Below are 18,727 nucleotides of genomic sequence, written 5' to 3' on the forward strand. Positions count from 1 at the left end.
GGCGTTCACGCGGATTTCCCCCGCGCAGGGGAAGGGCGGGGGATGACCGCTGAGACATCTGTTCCCTTCCGGGCGGGCCGCGAGGGATACGCGAGCTTCCGCATCCCCGCCCTCGTCACCGGCGCCACAGGCACCGTCCTCGCGTTCTGCGAGGGCCGCGTCGGCTCCCAGGACGACTTCGGCAACATCGACATCGTCCTCAAGCGCTCCGCCGACGGCGGCCGCACCTGGGGCCCGCTCCAGATCGTCGGCAAGAACGGCGCCGACCTCGCGGGCAACCCCGCCCCCGTCGTCCTCGACACCGGACGCGTCCTCCTCGTCCAGGTCAGGAACGCCGCCGCGGCCACCGAGGACGCCATCCGCCGCGGCCAGGTCTCCGCCGCGGCGGGGCGCCGCGTCTGGGTGCAGCACAGCGACGACGACGGCCTCACCTGGAGTACGCCGCGCGAGATCACCGGCCAGGTCAAGAGAGCGAACTGGCGGTGGTACGCGACGACACCCGGGCACGCCGTGCAGCTCACCACGGGCCGGGTCCTTGTCCCCGCCAACCACTCCCTGCCGCCCACCGGAACGGACAACGGCACCGAGGGGAAGTACAACGGCGGACACTGCCTGCTCAGCGACGACGCCGGCGCGACCTGGCGCATCGGCTACATCGACGACAACACCAACGGCTACATCAACGTGAACGAGACCACCGCGGCCGAACTCCCCGACGGCCGCGTCTACCTCAACACCCGCAACGACTCCCCGGCCCCGGGCACCCGCGGCGACGCCCACTCCCACGACGGGGGCCGCACCCTGGCCAAGCCCTTCCGCCCCCAGGCCGGCCTCACGGGACCCGTCGTCGAGGGCAGCGTCCTCCAGCTGCGCGACCCCGACGTGCTCCTCTTCTCCGGCCCCGCCGACCCGGGCTTCCGCGCGCTCATGACCGTGCGTCGCTCCACCGACGGCGGCACGACCTGGCGGACCGCGCACACCGTCGACGGCCTCCCCGCGGCCTACTCCGACCTCACCCGCCTCGACGCGGCGACGGTCGGACTGCTCTACGAGACCGGGGACTTCGGCGCCTACGAGACGATCACCTTCCGCCGCATACCGGTCGCGGAGCTGGTGTGACGCACGGCCGTCCGAAGATCCCGCACGCCCGTACGGCTGAGTAAGGTCGCCGTATGACCTCTACCGACAGTGTGCAGAAGGCCCCCGCCAAGGACCCGTGGGAGCTGCCCGACGTGTCCGGGCTCGTCGTCGGCGTGCTCGGCGGCACCGGTGACCAGGGGCGGGGGCTCGCCTACCGCCTCGCCCGCGCGGGCCAGAAAGTGATCATCGGCTCCCGCGCCGCCGAACGCGCGCAGGCCGCCGCCGACGAGCTCGGCCACGGCGTCGAGGGCGCGGACAACGCGGAGTGCGCGCGGCGCAGCGACATCGTGATCGTCGCCGTGCCGTGGGACGGCCACGCCAAGACCCTCGAAGGGCTCCGCGAGGAACTGCGCGGCAAGCTCGTCGTCGACTGCGTGAACCCGCTCGGCTTCGACAAGAAGGGCGCCTACGCCCTGAAGCCCGAGGAGGGCAGTGCCGCCGAGCAGGCCGCCGCGCTGCTCCCCGACTCCCGCGTCACCGCGGCCTTCCACCACCTGTCGGCCGTGCTGCTCCAGGACCCGCAGATCGAGGAGATCGACACGGACGTGATGGTGCTCGGCGAGAGCCGCGCCGACACCGACACGATCCAGGCCCTCGCCGCCCGCATCCCCGGCATGCGCGGCGTCTTCGCGGGCCGCCTGCGCAACGCCCACCAGGTCGAGTCGCTCGTCGCCAACCTGATCTCCGTGAACCGGCGCTACAAGGCGCACGCAGGCCTGCGCGTCACGGACGTGTAGGGGCCACGGAGACGGCCCGGAGCGCGCGGGCGCGTCCGGGATGTCCGGGACGGGTGCGGGGCCGGGGCAGGCCATGGGGGACACTGGATGCGTACGTCAGCACGCTTCCCCCGACAGGAGCCGACCCCCATGCCCCGCCTCGCCGTGTACGCCCTCGTCGTCTGCGCCCTCGCCGTCGCCGCGGCCGTGATCTCCTTCGTGCAGGGCAGCTGGCTCGGCATCGTCTGGGTGCTGCTCGCCGGGCTCTCGTCGAACATGGCCTGGTTCTACCTGCGGCGTGCCAAGGCGGAGCGGGACGCGCAGCGCGCGGCGTCAGCTTGAGGGAATCTCCTGGGAGCCGTCCCAGAAGCGGTACAGCTCGTGGCCCCAGTAGGTGTCCCACTCGGTGACGCCCAGGGCCCGCAGGATCGCGTCGACCGCGTCGAAGAAGGCACGGTTGACCTCCGGGATCCACAGGACGACGAAGACGGCGATCAGCCCGAACGGCGCGAACGGCTCCACCTGGCGGCGGATCCTGTGCGAGAGCCACGGCTCGATGACGCCGTACCCGTCCAGGCCGGGGACGGGCAGGAAGTTCAGGATCGCGGCGGTCACCTGGAGCAGGGCGAGGAACCCGAGCGCGTACCGGAACGTGTCCGGGACGCCGTCCAGGGCGCCCAGCCAGAACGGCGCCGTGCAGACGACGGCGAACAGCACGTTCGTCAGCGGGCCCGCCGCCGAGATCAGGCTGTGCCGCCAGCGGCCGCGGATGCGGCCGCGCTCGATGAAGACGGCGCCGCCGGGCAGGCCGATGCCGCCCATGATCACGAACAGCACGGGCAGCACGATGCTGAGCAGGGCGTGCGTGTACTTGAGCGGGTTGAGGGTCAGATAGCCCTTCGCGCCGATGGAGATGTCGCCGCTGTGCAGGGCGGTGCGCGCGTGCGCGTACTCGTGCAGGCAGAGCGACACGATCCAGGCGGCCGTCACGAAGAGGAAGACGGCGAGCCCGGGGTTGTCGGCGAAACCGGTCCAGGCGGCCCAGCCGGAGACCGCCGTGACGGCGGCGATCCCCAGGAAGACGGGGCTGATCCGCCGGTCGGTGCGGCGGATGGGGGTGGTGGTCATGGGGCGGTGCTCCTGGAGTCTGGCGGCGGCGGCCGGGCGTGCCGACCGTACCGAAAACGTCTCGCACGCCGCGCCGGGTTCCGGGGAGGCTCGGGGCATGACCGTATGGAACGTGATGTACCAGGACTGGCAGCTGGAGTGCTGCGGGGACCCCTTCGCGGTGGGCGAGGAGGTGACGTGGCAACTGCTCGTCGACTCGACGGCGCCCGAGCGCGAGTGGCGGGCGGAACTCACCGAGATCGAGGGCCCGGTGCAGTCGGCGGGCGGCGGCCCGGTGGTGTCCGTGGCCGGGGTGACGGTGCCGTGGACCGGATCCGGGGACTGGCCTCCGCGACTGCACCTGAAGGGCCTGCTGACGGTGGAACGCCACGGCGGCAAGTGGCCGCCCACGACAGGGGTGGTCCGCGGCATCCAGGTCGTCAGCCAGGGCTTCCGCGAGGAGAACCTGGTCCCGGGCGAACGGAGGTTCCGCCCGGTGGACACGTGCCCGAAGTGGTTCGAACACGTGGGAAGGGCGGCGGCGGGGGAGAAGCTGCGACGGGAGGAGACGGGGGTGTTGGTGGCGCTGGAGGTGGGGTAGGGGGGTGGGTGCGGGGGTGGGGGCGAGGTGTCCCTCGGCCCCTGCTCCCGCTGGACGGTGCGGGGTGAACAGGTGGGCGGGTGGGAGACATCCGCCGCGAAGCGGCGGGCTCGAAATCCCACCGGGGTCAGGGAGACCGAAAGCCCCGCCCGGGGTCAGGGAGAATGGCCCGGTGCGATACAGCGTGCTGGGGACGACCAGAGCCACCCGCCCGGACGGAACCACCGTCCCCGTCGGCGGCACCCGCCTGCGCGCCCTCCTCACCGCCCTCGCCCTCCGCCCCGGCACCCTCGTTCCCGGCCAGGCCCTCGTGGACGACGTATGGACGGGCGATCCCCCCGCGGACGCGAACGGCGCGCTGCAGGCGCTGGTGGCCCGGCTCCGCAGGGCGCTCGGCGCGGACGCCGTCGCCTCGGCGGACGGCGGCTACCGGCTCCGCGCACACCCCGACGACGTCGACGTGTTCCGCTTCGACCGCCTCGTCGGAGACGGCACCCGCGCCCTCGCGGACGGCGACGCGGCGAAAGCGGCCACCGCCCTGGACGACGCGCTCGCCCTGTGGACCGGCGAACCCCTCGCCGACCTCCCCGAACGCACCGCGGACACCGCCCGCTGGCGGGCCCGCCACCTCGACGCCCGCCGCGCCAGGATGGCCGCGGCCCTCGCCCTGGGGGACGGCGAGCGGGTCCTGCCCGAGCTCGCCGAGCTCTGCGCCACGTACCCCCTGGACGAACCGCTGCAGGCCCTGCGGCTGCGCGCCCTCCGCGACACGGGCCGCACGGCGGAGGCGCTCTCGGCGTACGAAGGAGTCCGGCGCGGCATCGCGGACCGGCTCGGCGCCGATCCGGGCCCCGAACTCCGGGCCCTGCACGAGGAGTTGCTGAGGCAGCCGCCCACCGTCCCCGTCCCCGTCCCCGTCCCCGCCTCCGCCCGCGACCGCGCCCCCGGCAACCTCCGGGCCCGCCTCACCTCGTTCGTCGGGCGCGAGGCCGACATCGACGCGCTCCGGAGTGACCTCGGCGGCGCGCGGCTCGTGACGCTCCTCGGGCCCGGCGGCGCCGGAAAGACGCGGCTCTCGCAGGAGGTGGCCGAGGCCGTCGCGGGAGGCCACCCCGACGGCGTGTGGCTGGCCGAGCTCGCCCCGGTCGAGGACCCCGCCGACGTCCCCGCCGCCGTCCTCACCGCCCTGGGCGCCCGCGAGACCGTGCTGCGCGGCGCCGGCGCCGAGGAGATGCGGGCCATGACGGAGCGGCACGGCCAGGACCCCGTCGCCCGGCTCGTCGAGCACTGCGGCGCCCGCCGCATGCTGATCGTCCTCGACAACTGCGAGCACGTCGTCGGGGCCGCCGCCCGCCTCGCCGACGAACTCCTCGCCCGCTGCCCCGGGGTGACGGTCCTCGCCACGAGCCGGGAATCCCTCGGCGTACCCGGCGAGTTGCTGCGGCCCGTCGAGCCGCTGCCCGAGCCCGTCGCGCTGCGCCTCTTCGCGGACCGCGGCGCCGCCGCCCGGCCGGGCTTCACCGTCGACGCGGACCCGGCTGCCGCCGCCGAGATCTGCCGCCGCCTCGACGGCCTGCCGCTCGCCATCGAACTCGCCGCCGCCCGCCTGCGGATGCTCACCCCGCGCCAGATCGCCGACCGCCTCGACGACCGCTTCCGGCTGCTCACCAATGGCGCCCGCACGGTCCTGCCCCGCCAGCAGACCCTGCGGGCCGTCGTCGACTGGTCCTGGGACCTCCTGGACGAGGCCGAGCGGACGGTCTTGCGGCGCCTCTCGGTCTTCGCGGGCGGTTGCGACCTGACCGCGGCGGAGGAGGTGTGCGCGGTCCCCGGAGGCACGCACGACGTCGCGGACCTCCTCGGCTCCCTCGTCGACAAGTCCCTCGTCGTCGCCGCCCCCTCGCCGCTCTCCGGCGGCGGCATGCGCTACCGGCTCCTCGAAACCGTCGCGGAGTACGCGGGGGAGCGGCTCGACGAGTCGGGGGACAGGGCCGCCGCCGAGCGGGCGCACCTCGTGCACTACCGCGAGTTCGCGCGGACCACCGACCCCGAGCTGCGCAGCCGCCGACAGCACGCCGCCGTGGAGCGCTTCGAGGCCGAGTACGAGAACCTGCGCACCGCCCTGCGCCACGCGGTCGCCGCACGGGACGAGCAGGAGGCGCTCTGCCTCGTCCTGTCGCTCTCCTGGTTCTGGCAGAGCCGCGGCCTGCGCCTGGAGACCCGCAACTGGTCCCGCGACGTCGCCGCCCTCGGCCCCGACCCGTTCGCCCCGCCCGTCGAGCCCGCGCCCCCGCTCCACGAGTCGTGCACGGACGCGCCCCCGCCGATGCGCCCCGAGGTCCTCGTGGAGGCCCGCCGCGAGGTGCATCTGCTCCTCGTCTCCTGCATGGAGATGGACCTGGTGGACTGGCAGTCGCCGGAGGCGGCGACGAAGCTGGAGGGCATCCGGCGCGCGTACCGGCCCGGCCTCCCGCAGACCTGCCGGGCGCCCGGCAACCTCTGGTTCTACGCCGTGCTGCTCGGCGGCGGCATGGAGGCGCTGCGGGTCACCCTCGACGAAACGGTCTCCGCCTGCCGTGCGTTCGGGTACGAATGGGAGCTCGCCGCCGCCCTCCAGACGCGGGCCAACATCCTCGCCAACCGCACCGACTGGGCGGGCGACGCCCTGCGCGACGCCGACGAGGCGCTGCACCTGTTCCGGCGGATCGGTGACGTGTGGGGCATCGCCGAGGCGCTCGCCGCACGGGGTGAATCGCGGGAGCGGCGCGGAGAGTTCGCGGCGGCCGCGGAGGACTACGAAGCCGCGGTCGAGTACGCCGCACAGCTCGACGCGCAGAGCCAGGTGGCGCTGCTCAAGGCCCGGCTCGGCGCGATCCTGACGGACTCGCCGGAGCAGCGGGACCTCTTCGAACGGGGCGAGGCACTGCTGCGGGAGGTGCTCGACAACCCGGGCCGGCACCGTACGGGCGACGCCGTCCCCGCGGCCCGGCTCTTCCTCGCCCTCGCGCTGGGCCGCAGCCGCCGCCTCGCCGAGGCGCGCGAGCAACTGCGCCTGCTGCGCCTGGAGTTCACCGGGATCGGGTACGCCATCTTCGACAGTTCCGTGCTCGGCATCACGGCCTGGCTCGACGCGCTGGACGGGCGGCACGCCGAGAGCCTCACGGGGGCGAACGAGGCCTTCGCGAAGGCGCTCGACCCGCTGTCGCGGATCGTCGCCCCGCAGATGGTGGCCGTCCATCTGGGAATCGTCGCCATGGCGCTGGCGGCGGGCGGCGACGGTGGCCGTGCGCACGATGCCGCGCGGCTCCTCGCCGTGGCCGACGGGGAGCTGCCGCCCGGGCACTTCGCGAACACGATGGAGCGGGACATCCGCGAGGGCGCGGAGGAGCGGTGCCGCGCCGCGCTCGGGGACGGCCTGTACGAAGCGGCGTACGCGAAGGGCGGCGGCCTCTCCCTCGAGGAGGCCGCCGCCCTGTGCGCCGCATGGGCGACCCGGTAGTCAGTTCTTCGTGCGGAACTTGTGGATCGCGATCGGTGCCATGACCACCGTGAGCGCCACCGACCAGCCCACGGTCACCCACACGTCGTGGGCGACGGGCCCGCCGATCATCAGTCCGCGGGCGGAGTCCGCGAGCGCGGACAGCGGGTTGTAGTCGGTGAAGCCCTGCAGCCAGCCCGGCATCGACTTGGTCGGCGCGAAGATCGACGAGCCGAACTGCAGCGGCATCAGGACCAGGAAGCCCATCGCCTGCACGGACTGGGCGCTCTTCATCGAGACGCCGAGGACCAGGAAGATCCACATGATGGACGTGCCGAACAGGGCGGAGAGGGCGACGGCGGCGAACAGGCCGCCCCAGTTCGTGATGTCGAAGCCCACCAGGACACCGACGATCATCATGATCGTCGTCGCGATGAGCAGCCGCATCAGCTCCACCACGATCTTGGCGAAGAGGACCGAGCCCTGGCCGATCGGCAGGGTCCGGAAGCGGTCCATGATGCCGTTCTGGAAGTCCTGGTTGAAGCCGGTGCCGACGGCCATCGCGATGTTCATGCTCATCATCGCCATCATGCCGGGCACCACGTACTGCACGTACTGGTCCTGACCGCCGCCGAGCGCCTGCCCGATGGAGCCGCCGAAGACGTACACGAACAGGAGCGTGAAGACGATCGGCATCAGGACCGCGTCGAACATCGACTCCGGGTCCTGCCGGATCCACAGCAGATTGCGGCGGACCAGCGCGCCGGTGTGCCGGACGTGGCCGCGCAGGCCGATGCGGGCGTCCGCCTCCCCCTTCTTGAGGGGGGCCGTGAGTGTGGTGGCGCTCATACGGCGACCTCCTCGAGTTCCATGGGGCGTGCGTCCTGCGGGGCACTGGCCTTCTGGCCGGTGATGGACAGGAACACCTCGTCCAGGCTGGGCAGTTCGGTGGCTATCGAGCCGATGGTGATGCCGCGCGCGGTGACCGCGCCGACGACGGCGGTCAGCTGTTCGTCGCTGAGGATCGGGACGAGGACCGTGCCGGACTCGGCGTCCACCGTCGTGGTGGCGAGGCCGGTCAGGCCCAGGTCGTCGAGGGCGTTCGCGAGCGGGCCGAGCTCCAGCGGGTCGGCCGGGCGGACGCGCAGGGTGCGGCCGCCGACCTTCGCCTTCAGCTCGTCGATGCCGCCGTTGGCGATGACCTTGCCGCGGTCGATGACCGTCAGCTCGGAGGCCAGCTGCTCGGCCTCCTCCATGTACTGGGTGGTGAGCAGCACGGTCACGCCGTCGCCGACCATGCGCTTGACCTCGCCCCACACCTCGTTGCGGGTGCGGGGGTCGAGGCCGGTCGTCGGCTCGTCCAGGTAGAGGACGGACGGGCTGCCGATCATCGACGCGGCGAGGTCGAGGCGGCGGCGCATACCGCCGGAGTACGTGCTCGCGGGGCGCTTGGCCGCCTCGGTGAGCGAGAACCGCTCGAGGAGGCCGTCGGCGCGGGACCTGGCCTCCTTGCGGGACAGGTCGAGCAGCCGCCCGATCATGTAGAGGTTCTCGCGGCCGGACAGCTTCTCGTCCACCGCCGCGTACTGCCCGGTGAGGCCGATGACGCGGCGGAGCTGGCGGGGCTGACGCACCACGTCGTACCCGGCGACCAGGGCGGAGCCCGCGTCCGGGGTGATCAGGGTGGACAGGCAGCGCACGAGGGTGGTCTTGCCGGCGCCGTTGGGCCCGAGGACGCCGAGGACGGTGCCCTCGCGCACGTCGAGGTCCACGCCGTCCAGTGCTTTGGTCTCGCCGTAGTGCTTGACCAGTCCCCTTACGGTGACCGCGCTCCCTGCGCCGCCGGGGTTCATGTCGATTCGCTTCATGACCCCAAGGTGTCAGAGCCCACCGACAAACCACCGACAGCCGACCGACAGAGGCCCGACGGCCCCCGCGCGGGAAAGCGGCAGCCCGCCGACGGGGGAAGATCGACGGGCTGCCGTGGTGCCGCGGTGGACTCAGGCGGTCATCAGTGGACCGCGTGCTCGGGTGCGGGGAACGCGCCGCCGACGACGTCCTCGGCGAACGCCTTCGCCGCGCCGGCCATGGCGCCGCGCAGCTCCGCGTACTTCTTCACGAAGCGCGGCATCTTCCCGCCGGTCAGACCCATCATGTCCGTCCAGACGAGGACCTGGGCGTCGCAGGCGGCGCCCGCCCCGATCCCGACGGTCGGGATGTGCAGGGAGCGGGTGACCTCGGCCGCCAGCTCCGCAGGGACCAGCTCCAGGACGACCGCGAACGCGCCCGCGTCCTGCGCGGCCTTGGCGTCGTTGAGGAGACGGTGGGCGGCCTCGTCGCCGCGGCCCTGCACGCGGTAGCCCATGGTGTTCACGGACTGCGGCGTCAGGCCGAGGTGGGACATGACGGGGATGCCGGACTGCACCAGCAACTCGGTCTGGGCCAGGGAGCGTTCGCCGCCCTCCAGCTTCACCGCGCCGACGCCCGCCTCCTTCACCAGGCGGGTCGCCGACCGGAGCGCCTGGACGGGGCCCTCCTGGTACGAGCCGAACGGCAGGTCGCCGACGATCAGGGCGCGGCTCGTGCCCCGTACGACCGCCGCGGACAGCATGGTCATCTCGTCGAGGGTGACGGGCACGGTCGTCTCGTACCCGAGGTGGCAGTTGCCCGCCGAGTCGCCGACGAGCATGACGGGGATGCCCGCCTCGTCGAAGACGGACGCGGTCATCGCGTCGTAGGCGGTCAGCATGGGCCACTTCTCGCCGCGCTCCTTGGCGGCGGTGATGTCGCGCACAGTGATGCGCCGGGTGCCCTTGCCGCCGTACAGCGCTTTGCTGCTGTCGGGGCTCTGCGGGGCGTCGGCGCTCTTCTGGGCAGCCGAAAGCTGCGTCATCGCAACGGCTCCTTCTGTCATCTCGAGGCGCCCTGACGGCGTCCCCGGATCTCCTCCATGGTGGCACCACGTGCCGCTCCGCGGCTAGTGCGGTGCCTTGTGACGCCCGTCGGGTAAAGCGGGGCTATACCGTTCGGCAAGGATTTCCAATACGAGACGGTCTCGTATCGAATTGGATCTACGCTGATTCCATGTCCTCCCCTGCCAAGCCCACCCCGCCCCGCATCCCGGAAGCCGTCCACCGGCGCCGGTGGGCGATCCTCGGGGTGCTGATGCTCAGCCTGCTGATCGTCGTACTCGACAACTCGATCCTGAACGTCGCCATCAAGACGATCTCCACCCCCGAACCGACCGGCCTCGGCGCCACCCAGAGCGAGCTCGAATGGGCGATCAACGCCTACACGCTCGTCTTCGCGGGCCTCCTCTTCACGGCGGGCCTGCTCGGCGACCGCCTCGGCCGCAAGAAGGTCCTGCTCGGCGGCCTCGTCGTCTTCGGCATCGGCTCGGCGCTCGCCGCCATGTCCGGCTCGCCGGTCCAGCTCATCGCCTTCCGGGCCGTCATGGGTCTCGGCGCGGCCTTCGTGATGCCGGCCACCCTCGCCGTCCTCATGCACGTCTTCGAACGCGACGAACAGCCCAAGGCCATCGGCATCTGGGCAGGCGGCGTCGGCCTCGCCATCGCCATCGGACCCATCACCGGCGGTGTGCTGCTCGACCACTTCTGGTGGGGCTCGGTCTTCCTCATCAACGTACCGATCGTGATCATCGCCCTGGCGCTGATGGTCTGGCTCGTGCCCGACTCCCGCGACCCCGCGCCCGGCCGCATCGACCTCTTCGGCGTCGCGCTCTCCGTCGTCGGCCTGGTGCTCCTCGTCTACGGCATCATCAAGGGCGGCCAGCTCGCCGACTTCACCGACCCGGCCGTTCTCGGCACGGTCGTCGCCGGCCTCGCCGTGCTGATCGCCTTCGTGCTGTACGAGAAGCGCAGCGACCACCCCTCCATCGACATCGCGTACTTCAAGAACCGGGTGTTCTCCGCGGCGATCAGCGCCATCGCGCTCGTCTTCTTCGCGCTGATGGGCGTCACCTTCTTCTCGGTCTTCTACACCCAGAGCGTGCGGGGCTACTCACCGCTGCAGACCGGTCTGCTGATGCTGCCGCTCGCCGCCGCCCAGCTGATCTTCGCGCCGCGCGCCCGGCTCGTCGTCGACCGCTTCGGCGTACGGGCCGTGTGCACGGGCGGCCTGCTCCTCCTGGCGGCGACCCTCGCGTCCTTCGTCATCCTCGACGCCGACACGCCGATCTGGCTCCTGGAAGTCGTCTTCTTCCTGATGGGCACCGGCATGGCGCACATCATGACGCCCACCAGCGTCGTGATCATGCAGGCCCTGCCGCGCGAGAAGGCCGGCTCCGCGTCCGCGCTCAGCAACACGTTCCGGCAGGTCGGCGGCGCCCTCGGCATCGCCGTCCTCGGCTCCGTGCTGTCCACGGCGTACCGCAACGGAGTCGAGGACAAGCTGAGCGTGCTGCCCGAAGGGGTGCGGCACACCGCGGGCGAGTCCATCGAGGCGACCCTCGGCGTCGCCGCGAAGCTCGGCCCCAAGGGCGAGCCGCTCGTCGCCGCGGCCAACGACTCCTTCCTGCACGCCATGCACGTGACCGCGCTGTGCGGCGCGGGCGTCGCCGTGCTCGGCGCGCTGGTCGTCTTCCTCTTCCTGCCGGGGCGCACGCCGCCGGAGGCGGGGCCGGTGGAGGAAACGGGTGAGCCGGTGGGTGCCGCCGGGCGCTGAGGGAGAATCGGCCGGGCGGCCGGGCAAGGCCGCCCGGCGGGCAGAGAGAAGGGGACGACGTGGTCCACAAGGGCGCGAGTGTCGCGGACGGCGGTGACGTCGCCGATGTGACGCCCCTCCCCAGGAGCGGCCGGGGGCGGCCAAGGAGCGAGGCCGTCGAGCAGGCGATCATCGAGGGCGTCGTACGTCTCCTGGAGGACGGCGTCTCCCTCACCGAGCTCTCCATCGAGCGGATTGCCCGCACCGCCGGTGTCGGCAAGGCCACCATCTACCGGCGCTGGGACGGCAAGGAGGCCCTCTTCGTCGACGTCCTGCGCGCCTTCGAGGAGCCCGACCTGGAACGGCCGGGCACCTCGATGCGCGACGACCTCGTCTGCGTCCTGGAGAGCCTGCGCCGCCGCGGCCTGACCATGCGCTCCTCGGCCCTGCTGCACAACGTCTTCGCCCAGATGAAGACCCTGCCCAAGCTCGCCGAGGCGTACCAGGAGACGGTCGTCGCGCCCCGCCGCCGCATCATCCTCGACGTGCTGCGGCGGGGCGTCGCCGACGGCGAACTGCGCGCGGACATCGACCTGGACATGGCCAACGACCTCTTCGTCGGCCCCATGCTGCTGCGCACGCTCCTGCGGCCGGGCGCGCCGCTCGACGACCGGCTCCCCGAGCGGATCGTCGACACGGTACTTGCGGGACTTCGGCCCCCGGCGCACTGACCTCCGGGCAGTTATGCGCATTTCGTCACAGAGGGAGCTCTCCGCCGCTGTTCAGGAACCCGTCGCGGCGACCTGTTCGTCCTGGTGCCTGTACGGCCGTCGTGGACGGCAGGGACGACACCGGTTCATCGCCTAGGGTTTCCTGGGCGGGACAGACGGTGTGCACGGCAGCAGTGAGGCGACGAGAGCAATGGCGCAGGCGTACAAGACGGAGACGGGCAACGGCGGCTCGGGCCCCGAGCGTCCGGGGGCCCGGTTCCGACGCCTGCTCGACGGCTGGCGTGGCGACCCCGGCATCTGGCGGCGCGGCCTGGTCACGGCCGGTGTCGCCGTCTTCCTCGCGCTGGTGATGCTGTTCCACGCGCAGATCCCCAACAACGTGGGCAACCTCGGCTCCCTGACGGAGACCTTCCTGCCCTGGCTCGGCCTCTTCATCCCGGTGCTGCTGGTCGTCGCGGTGGTCCGCAAGTCCGCCACCGCGCTGATCGCGCTGCTGCTTCCGGTGATCATCTGGGTCGACTCGTTCGGCGGCCTGATCACCGGCAAGTCGGGCACCGGCGGAGACCTCACCGTCGCCACGCACAACGTGAACGCGGACAACCCCGACCCGACGGGCACCGCCAAGGACGTCGCCGCGTCCGGCGCGGACGTGGTCGCCCTTGAGGAGCTCACCCCGTCCGCCGTGCCCGTGTACGAGAAGGCGCTGGCCGGCACGTACAAGTACCACGCGGTCGAGGGCACGGTCGGTCTCTGGAGCAAGTACCCGCTGTCCGACACCCGGCCCGTCGACATCAAGCTGGGCTGGGTCCGCGCGATGCGCACGACCGTGACGACGCCGAAGGGCGAGGTCGCCGTCCACGTCGCCCACCTGCCGTCGGTGCGCGTGAAGCTCGACGCGGGCTTCACCGCCAACCAGCGCGACAACAGCGCCGACGCCCTCGGCGAAGCCATCGCCGACGAGAAGATCGGCAAGGTCGTCCTGCTCGGCGACCTGAACGGCACGATGAACGACCGCGCGCTGAACGCGGTCACCTCGCAGCTGCGGTCCACGCAGGGCGCGGCGGGCGACGGCTTCGGCTTCAGCTGGCCCGCGTCGTTCCCGATGGCGCGCATCGACCAGATCATGGTCAAGGACGTCGAGCCGGTCTCCTCCTGGACCCTGCCGGAGACGGGCAGCGACCACCTGCCGATCGCGGCACGGCTCGACCTCTCCTCGTAGCGGAGGACGGGCGGGGCGGGCGGGGCAGGGGACGGAGCAGAGCGGGCGAGGAATACGTGGCGGGCGCGGCTTTGTTCCGCAAGTAAACTTACGGGTTCCCCGTCTCCCCCCCGCCCCCATCCGGCCCCACCCCCCATTCCCCCCACTGCCCCCCGCTTCCGTGGAAGGTACTTTCTTCATGCCCCTGGCCCTGCTCGCCCTCGCCGTGGGCGCCTTCGGCATCGGCACGACCGAGTTCGTGATGATGGGCCTGCTGCCCAACGTCGCCGACGACCTGGACATATCCATCCCCGTCGCCGGACACCTCGTCTCCGCGTACGCGCTCGGCGTCGTCATCGGAGCCCCGCTGCTCGCCGCCGTCACCGCGAAGCTCCCGCGCCGCCGCGTCCTGATCGGCCTCATGGTCCTGTTCGTGGCCGGCAACGCGCTGTCGGCGGCCGCCCCCGACTACCACCTGCTCATGGCCGCGCGCTTCCTCAGCGGACTGCCGCACGGCGCGTTCTTCGGTGTCGGCGCGGTCGTCGCCACCGGGCTCGTCGCCCCCGAGCGCAAGGCCCGCTCGGTCTCCCTGATGTTCCTCGGCCTGACCGTCGCCAACATCGTCGGCGTGCCGGTCGCCACGGCCATGGGCCAGCAGCTCGGCTGGCGCGCCACGTTCCTCGCGGTGAGCGCCATCGGGCTCGCGGCCATCGCCGCGCTCGCCCTCCTGGTCCCCGCCGACCACGGCCACGGCGACGCGGCGGGCCTGCGCGGCGAGCTCAGGGCGCTGCGCAGCGTCCCGGTCTGGCTGGCGCTCGGCACGACCGTCGCGGGCTTCGGTGCGCTGTTCTCCGCCTACAGCTACATCACGCCGATGCTGACCGACACGGCCGGTTACGCCGAGTCCAGCGTCACCCTCCTCCTGGCCCTGTTCGGCGTGGGCGCGACGGCCGGCAACCTCCTGGGCGGCCGCCTCGCGGACCACTCCCTGCGCGGCACGCTCTTCGGCGGGCTCGTCTCGCTCGCCGTGGTCCTGGCCTTCTTCCCGCTGCTCATGACCGCCGCGTGGAGCGCGGCGCTCGGCGTCGCGCTGCTCGGCATGGCGGCGTTCACCACGGGCTCGCCGCTGCAGCTCATGGTCATGGAGAAGGCGGCGGCCGCGCCGTCCCTGGCGTCGTCCGCCAACCAGGGCGCGTTCAACCTCGCCAACGCGGGCGGCGCCTGGATCGGCGGCCTCGCGCTCGCGGCGGGCTTCGGCACGACGTCCCCGGCGGTGACCGGCGCGGTCCTCGCGGTGCTCGGCCTCGCGGTGGCGGGCCTGGCGTACGCGGTGGACCTGCGGCGCGGTCCCGTGCCGGGTACGGAGCGGGTGGTGGCCTCGTCGTCCGAACAGCGAACGCCGGTCCACCACTGACATCGGCACCCACCCACCCGCAGGGGCGTCCCTGCGGGTGCGTGGGGTGGGGCCTCAGCCGGCGGCGGTTTCGCGCCAGCGGTTGGTGATGGGCAGCCGGCGGTCCTTGCCGAAGCCCTTCGCGGAGATCTTCGTCCCCGGCGGGTACTGCCGCCGCTTGTACTCAGCGGTGTCCACCATCCGCAGCGTCTTCGTGACCAGCTCACGGTCGTAGCCCGCGGCCACGATCGTGTCGGCGCCCTGGTCCCGGTCGACGTACATCTCCAGGATCGCGTCGAGGACCGGGTAGTCCGGGAGCGAGTCCGTGTCGACCTGGTCCGGGCGCAGCTCGGCGCTCGGCGGCTTGCTGATGGAGTTCTCCGGGATCGGCGGCGTCTGCCCGCGCTCCTCGGCCGCGCGGTTGCGCCACTTCGCGAGCCGGAAGATCGCCGTTTTGTAGACGTCCTTGATGGGGCCGTACGCGCCGACGGAGTCGCCGTAGAGCGTCGAGTAGCCGACCGCCAGCTCGGACTTGTTGCCCGGCGCGAGCACGATGTGCCCCTCCTGGTTGGAGAGCGCCATCAGCATCGTGCCGCGCAGCCGCGACTGGAGGTTCTCCTCGGCGAGACCGGTGAGCCCGAGGGAGCCCATGTACGCGTCGAACATCGGCGCGATCGGCACGGTCCGGAAGTTCAGACCGGTGCGTCGCGCCAGCTCCTCCGCGTCGCCGATGGAGTGCTCCGAGGAGTAGCGGGACGGCATGGCGACGCCGTACACGTTCTGCGCGCCGAGCGCGTCGCAGGCGATGGCGGCGGTGAGCGCGGAGTCGATGCCGCCGGACAGCCCGATGAGGACGCTGCTGAAACCGTTCTTCGCGGCGTACGCCCGCAGTCCCACGACGAGCGCCGAGTACACCTCCTCGTCGTCGTCGAGCCGCTCGGCGTACCCGCCGGTCAGCTCGCTCTCGTACGCGGGAAGGGGCTCCTCCGACAGCGTCACGTGCTCGATGCGCAGCCCGTCGTCCACGACGCCGGACGGCGGCACGGGCGCGGCGGCCGGCAGCTCCAGGTCGAGCACGATGCAGCCCTCGGCGAACTGCGGGGCCCGCGCGATGACTTCGCCGTCCTTGTCGACGACGATCGAGTCACCGTCGAAGACCAGCTCGTCCTGCCCGCCGATCATGGCGAGGTAGGCGGTGGTGCAGCCGGCCTCCTGCGCGCGCTTGCGCACGAGCTCCAGCCGCTGGTCGTCCTTGTTCTGCTCGTACGGCGACGCGTTGATGGAGAGCAGCAGCCCCGCCCCCGCGCTGCGGGTCGCCGGCACGCGGCCGCCGTCCTGCCAGAGGTCCTCGCAGATGGCGAGCGCGACGTCGACGCCGTGCACCCGCACGACCGGCAGCGTCTCGCCCGGCACGAAGTAGCGGAACTCGTCGAAGACGCCGTAGTTGGGGAGGTGGTGCTTGGAGTAGGTCAGGACGGCCTCGCCGCGGTACAGCACGGCGCCCGCGTTGCGCGGGGCCCCCGCGGGCTGGCCGAACTTGGGTTTGGCCTCCTCGGTGCGGTCGAGATAGCCGACGACGACCGGCAACTCCCCGAACCCCTCGTCCCGCAGCCGCACGGCGAGCGCGCGCAGCGCGTCCCGAGAGGCCTGGACGAAGGACGAACGCAGAGCGAGGTCCTCGACGGGATACCCGGTCAGCACCATCTCGGGGAACGCGACGAGATGCGCCCCCTGCTCGGCGGAGTGCCGGGTCCAGCGGACGACCGCCTCGGCGTTCCCGGCGAGATCGCCGACGGTCGAGTCGATCTGATTCAGAGCGAGGCGTAGTTGAGGCACGGATCCAGTGTAATCGTCAAAGCGACGCGATGGCCTGCCGGGCGGTTCCGGTACGCCCCCGGACGGGTGTCCGGGGGCGTCGCTTGTACGCGCCGGCCTGCGGAATCACCCGTCAGGCGCGGTAACCGAGCACCGTCATCATCCCCGCCTCCGCGTGGTAGACGTTGTGGCAGTGGATCATCCACAGGCCCGGGTTGTCCGCCTCGAAGTCCACCGACAGGGTGCCGTTCGGCAGGACGATCGCGGTGTCCTTGCGGGCGCCGCCGCGCACGCCCGCCAGGGCGAAGGTGTGGCCGTGGAGGTGGACGGGGTGCCACATCGATGTCGAGTTGGCGAACGTCAGGCGGACCCGCTCGCCCGCGCGGACGGGGTGACGCTGCCCCGGGGCGTAGGGCTTCTTGTCGAAAGCCCAGTCGTACTCGGCCATGCCGCCCGTCAGCCGGAGCCTGATCGTGCGGTCCGGCCTGCGGGAAGGCAGCGCCACGGACTCGTGTGCGCGCAGCTTGTCCGCCGTCAGGACGCGGCCCTTCAGCTCGTCGGGGCGGGTCGACGCCGTCGGCGGGGCCCCGCCGCCCGTACGCAGCACCGCGAGGGCCGCCTCCTTCTTGCCCTCGGCCAGCGCGGTCAACGGGAAGGCGCCGTCCTTGGCGGTGACCAGCACGTCATACCGCTCGCCCATGCCGAGGAGCAGCGCGTCCGTCTTCGCGTGCCGCACGGGGAAGCCGTCCGTGTGCGTCACCGTCATCTGGTGGCCGCCGAGCGCCACACGGAACGCCGTGTCGCCGCCGGCGTTGATGATGCGCAGACGGATGCGGTCGCCGGGGCGGGCGCGGAACTGCGAAGGCGCCTTGGCCGTGCGCCCGTTGACCAGGTAGTGCGGGTAGGCGACGTCGCCCGCGTCGCCGCCGAGCAGGTCGCTCTTGGCGCCCATCATCATGCGGGAGGGGCCCGGGGCCGGTGAGCCGTCCGACCGCAGTGACGCGTGCGTCATGGTCGACACGGTCGACATGTTCGTCGCGTTCGACATGGTGCCGTGGCCGCCGTGGCCGCCGTGGCCGCCGTGGCCGCCGTGGCCCCCGGAGTCGCCGCCCATGTCGTGGTCCGCCATGCCCTCGCTCAGTTCCGCGAGCACACCGTCCGGAGTCGATCCGTCCACTCCGTCGACCCAGTCGTCGAGGACGACCACCCACTCCTTGTCGTACTTCAACGGCTCCCTCGGGTCCTCCACGATCAGGGGCGCGTACAGCCCCCGGTCCTGTTGCGTGCCGGAGTGGGGATGGAACCAGTACGTCCCCGGGTGCGGCACCGCGAAGCGGTAGGTGAAGTCCGCGCCGGGCCTGATGTCCTGCTGGGTGAGGCCGGGGACCCCGTCCATGTCGTTGCGCAGGGCGATGCCGTGCCAGTGCAGGGACGTGGCCTGCGGGAGGTGGTTGGCGAGGGTGAGGGCCAGGGTGTCGCCCGCGGTGACGCGGACCTCCTTGCCCGGGAGCCGGTCCCCGTACGTCCACGTCCTGACCGTGGGGCCGCCCAGGTCGAGCCCGGTCTGTACGGCCGTCAGTGTGACCTCACGGGTGCGGCCGCCCCGGCCGCGCTTCTTCTCGGCGGCCGCGACCTCCTTGCCCGCCGGGTCCACATATCCCTCTGGGCCGGAGGCCCCGTCCTGACCGTGACCGCCGTGACCGTTGTGACCGCCGTGACCGGCGCGGTCGGCCGGGTCCGCGTCGGAACAGGCCGTCAGGATTCCCGTCCCCGCGGCCGCGGCCGCGGCGCCGAGCACGGCGCGCCGGGAGGGGACACGTCCGGAGGGGACGCGCGGAGAAGCTTCATTACGCATGACTGAGTGACACCTCGTCGTGTGGTGCGTG

At 72.3% G+C, this 18,727-nt stretch carries 15 protein-coding genes; 9 read left to right on the forward strand and 6 right to left on the reverse strand.

Going from position 1 to position 18,727, the window contains the following annotated elements:
- Positions 1-42 precede the first annotated feature (42 nt).
- From AC07DO_RS04180 to AC07DO_RS04190, 3 genes are all read left to right on the forward strand, one after another.
- Complete coding sequence (locus AC07DO_RS04180; protein WP_479056913.1) at positions 43-1,119, forward strand: sialidase family protein; 1,077 nt, start codon at positions 43-45, stop codon at positions 1,117-1,119.
- A 53-nt stretch (positions 1,120-1,172) separates the two neighbouring features.
- Positions 1,173-1,877, forward strand: a complete 705-nt coding sequence (npdG, locus tag AC07DO_RS04185; protein ID WP_479056915.1) for an NADPH-dependent F420 reductase — start codon at positions 1,173-1,175, stop codon at positions 1,875-1,877.
- Positions 1,878-2,006: 129 nt separating this feature from the next.
- A complete protein-coding gene (locus tag AC07DO_RS04190; protein WP_479056917.1) occupies positions 2,007-2,198 on the forward strand; it encodes a hypothetical protein in 192 nt (63 codons plus the stop codon).
- Here the strand turns inward: AC07DO_RS04190 and AC07DO_RS04195 are convergent.
- The gene (locus AC07DO_RS04195) at positions 2,190-2,984 is read right to left on the reverse strand and encodes a site-2 protease family protein (protein ID WP_479056918.1); all 795 of its coding nucleotides are present in this window, start codon (positions 2,982-2,984) and stop codon (positions 2,190-2,192) included. The two genes, AC07DO_RS04190 and AC07DO_RS04195, sit on opposite strands and share 9 nt — an antisense overlap.
- Before the next feature lie 97 nt (positions 2,985-3,081).
- On the opposite strand from AC07DO_RS04195, the gene AC07DO_RS04200 reads away from it, so the two are divergent.
- Together AC07DO_RS04200 and AC07DO_RS04205 are read left to right on the forward strand one after the other, a co-directional pair.
- Complete coding sequence (locus AC07DO_RS04200) at positions 3,082-3,564, forward strand: DUF6578 domain-containing protein (RefSeq protein WP_479056919.1); 483 nt, start codon at positions 3,082-3,084, stop codon at positions 3,562-3,564.
- Between the two features lie 172 nt (positions 3,565-3,736).
- Positions 3,737-7,063 (forward strand): ATP-binding protein, encoded by a 3,327-nt coding sequence (locus tag AC07DO_RS04205; RefSeq protein WP_479056921.1) that lies wholly within the window; start codon positions 3,737-3,739, stop codon positions 7,061-7,063.
- Here AC07DO_RS04205 and AC07DO_RS04210 read toward each other — a convergent pair whose 3' ends face one another.
- The 3 genes from AC07DO_RS04210 to panB form a co-directional block, all read right to left on the reverse strand.
- A complete protein-coding gene (locus AC07DO_RS04210) occupies positions 7,064-7,891 on the reverse strand; it encodes an ABC transporter permease (RefSeq protein ID WP_479056923.1) in 828 nt (275 codons plus the stop codon).
- Positions 7,888-8,910 (reverse strand): ATP-binding cassette domain-containing protein, encoded by a 1,023-nt coding sequence (locus tag AC07DO_RS04215; RefSeq protein ID WP_479056924.1) that lies wholly within the window; start codon positions 8,908-8,910, stop codon positions 7,888-7,890. The genes AC07DO_RS04210 and AC07DO_RS04215 overlap by 4 nt, the downstream gene beginning before the upstream one ends.
- A 143-nt stretch (positions 8,911-9,053) precedes the next feature.
- Positions 9,054-9,935 (reverse strand): 3-methyl-2-oxobutanoate hydroxymethyltransferase, encoded by an 882-nt coding sequence (gene panB / locus AC07DO_RS04220; protein ID WP_479056926.1) that lies wholly within the window; start codon positions 9,933-9,935, stop codon positions 9,054-9,056.
- A 191-nt stretch (positions 9,936-10,126) separates the two neighbouring features.
- Here panB and AC07DO_RS04225 point away from each other — a divergent pair, with 191 nt between their 5' ends.
- The 4 genes from AC07DO_RS04225 (at position 10,127) to AC07DO_RS04240 (ending at position 15,047) form a co-directional block, all read left to right on the forward strand.
- The gene (locus tag AC07DO_RS04225) at positions 10,127-11,725 is read left to right on the forward strand and encodes an MFS transporter (RefSeq protein WP_479056927.1); all 1,599 of its coding nucleotides are present in this window, start codon (positions 10,127-10,129) and stop codon (positions 11,723-11,725) included.
- 107 nt (positions 11,726-11,832) lie between these two features.
- Positions 11,833-12,435, forward strand: a complete 603-nt coding sequence (locus AC07DO_RS04230; RefSeq protein ID WP_479057516.1) for a TetR/AcrR family transcriptional regulator — start codon at positions 11,833-11,835, stop codon at positions 12,433-12,435.
- 190 nt (positions 12,436-12,625) lie between these two features.
- Positions 12,626-13,654: an endonuclease/exonuclease/phosphatase family protein gene (locus AC07DO_RS04235; RefSeq protein WP_479056929.1), complete on the forward strand. Its 1,029-nt coding sequence runs from the start codon at positions 12,626-12,628 to the stop codon at positions 13,652-13,654.
- Between the two features lie 178 nt (positions 13,655-13,832).
- Positions 13,833-15,047, forward strand: a complete 1,215-nt coding sequence (locus tag AC07DO_RS04240) for an MFS transporter (RefSeq protein ID WP_479056930.1) — start codon at positions 13,833-13,835, stop codon at positions 15,045-15,047.
- 54 nt (positions 15,048-15,101) lie between these two features.
- Here the strand turns inward: AC07DO_RS04240 and AC07DO_RS04245 are convergent, their stop codons facing one another.
- Positions 15,102-16,862: an NAD+ synthase gene (locus tag AC07DO_RS04245; RefSeq protein WP_479056932.1), complete on the reverse strand. Its 1,761-nt coding sequence runs from the start codon at positions 16,860-16,862 to the stop codon at positions 15,102-15,104.
- 112 nt (positions 16,863-16,974) lie between these two features.
- A complete protein-coding gene (locus tag AC07DO_RS04250; RefSeq protein WP_479056933.1) occupies positions 16,975-18,696 on the reverse strand; it encodes a multicopper oxidase family protein in 1,722 nt (573 codons plus the stop codon).
- Positions 18,697-18,727 lie beyond the last annotated feature (31 nt).

Source organism: Streptomyces sp. NPDC045678 (genome assembly GCF_056432085.1).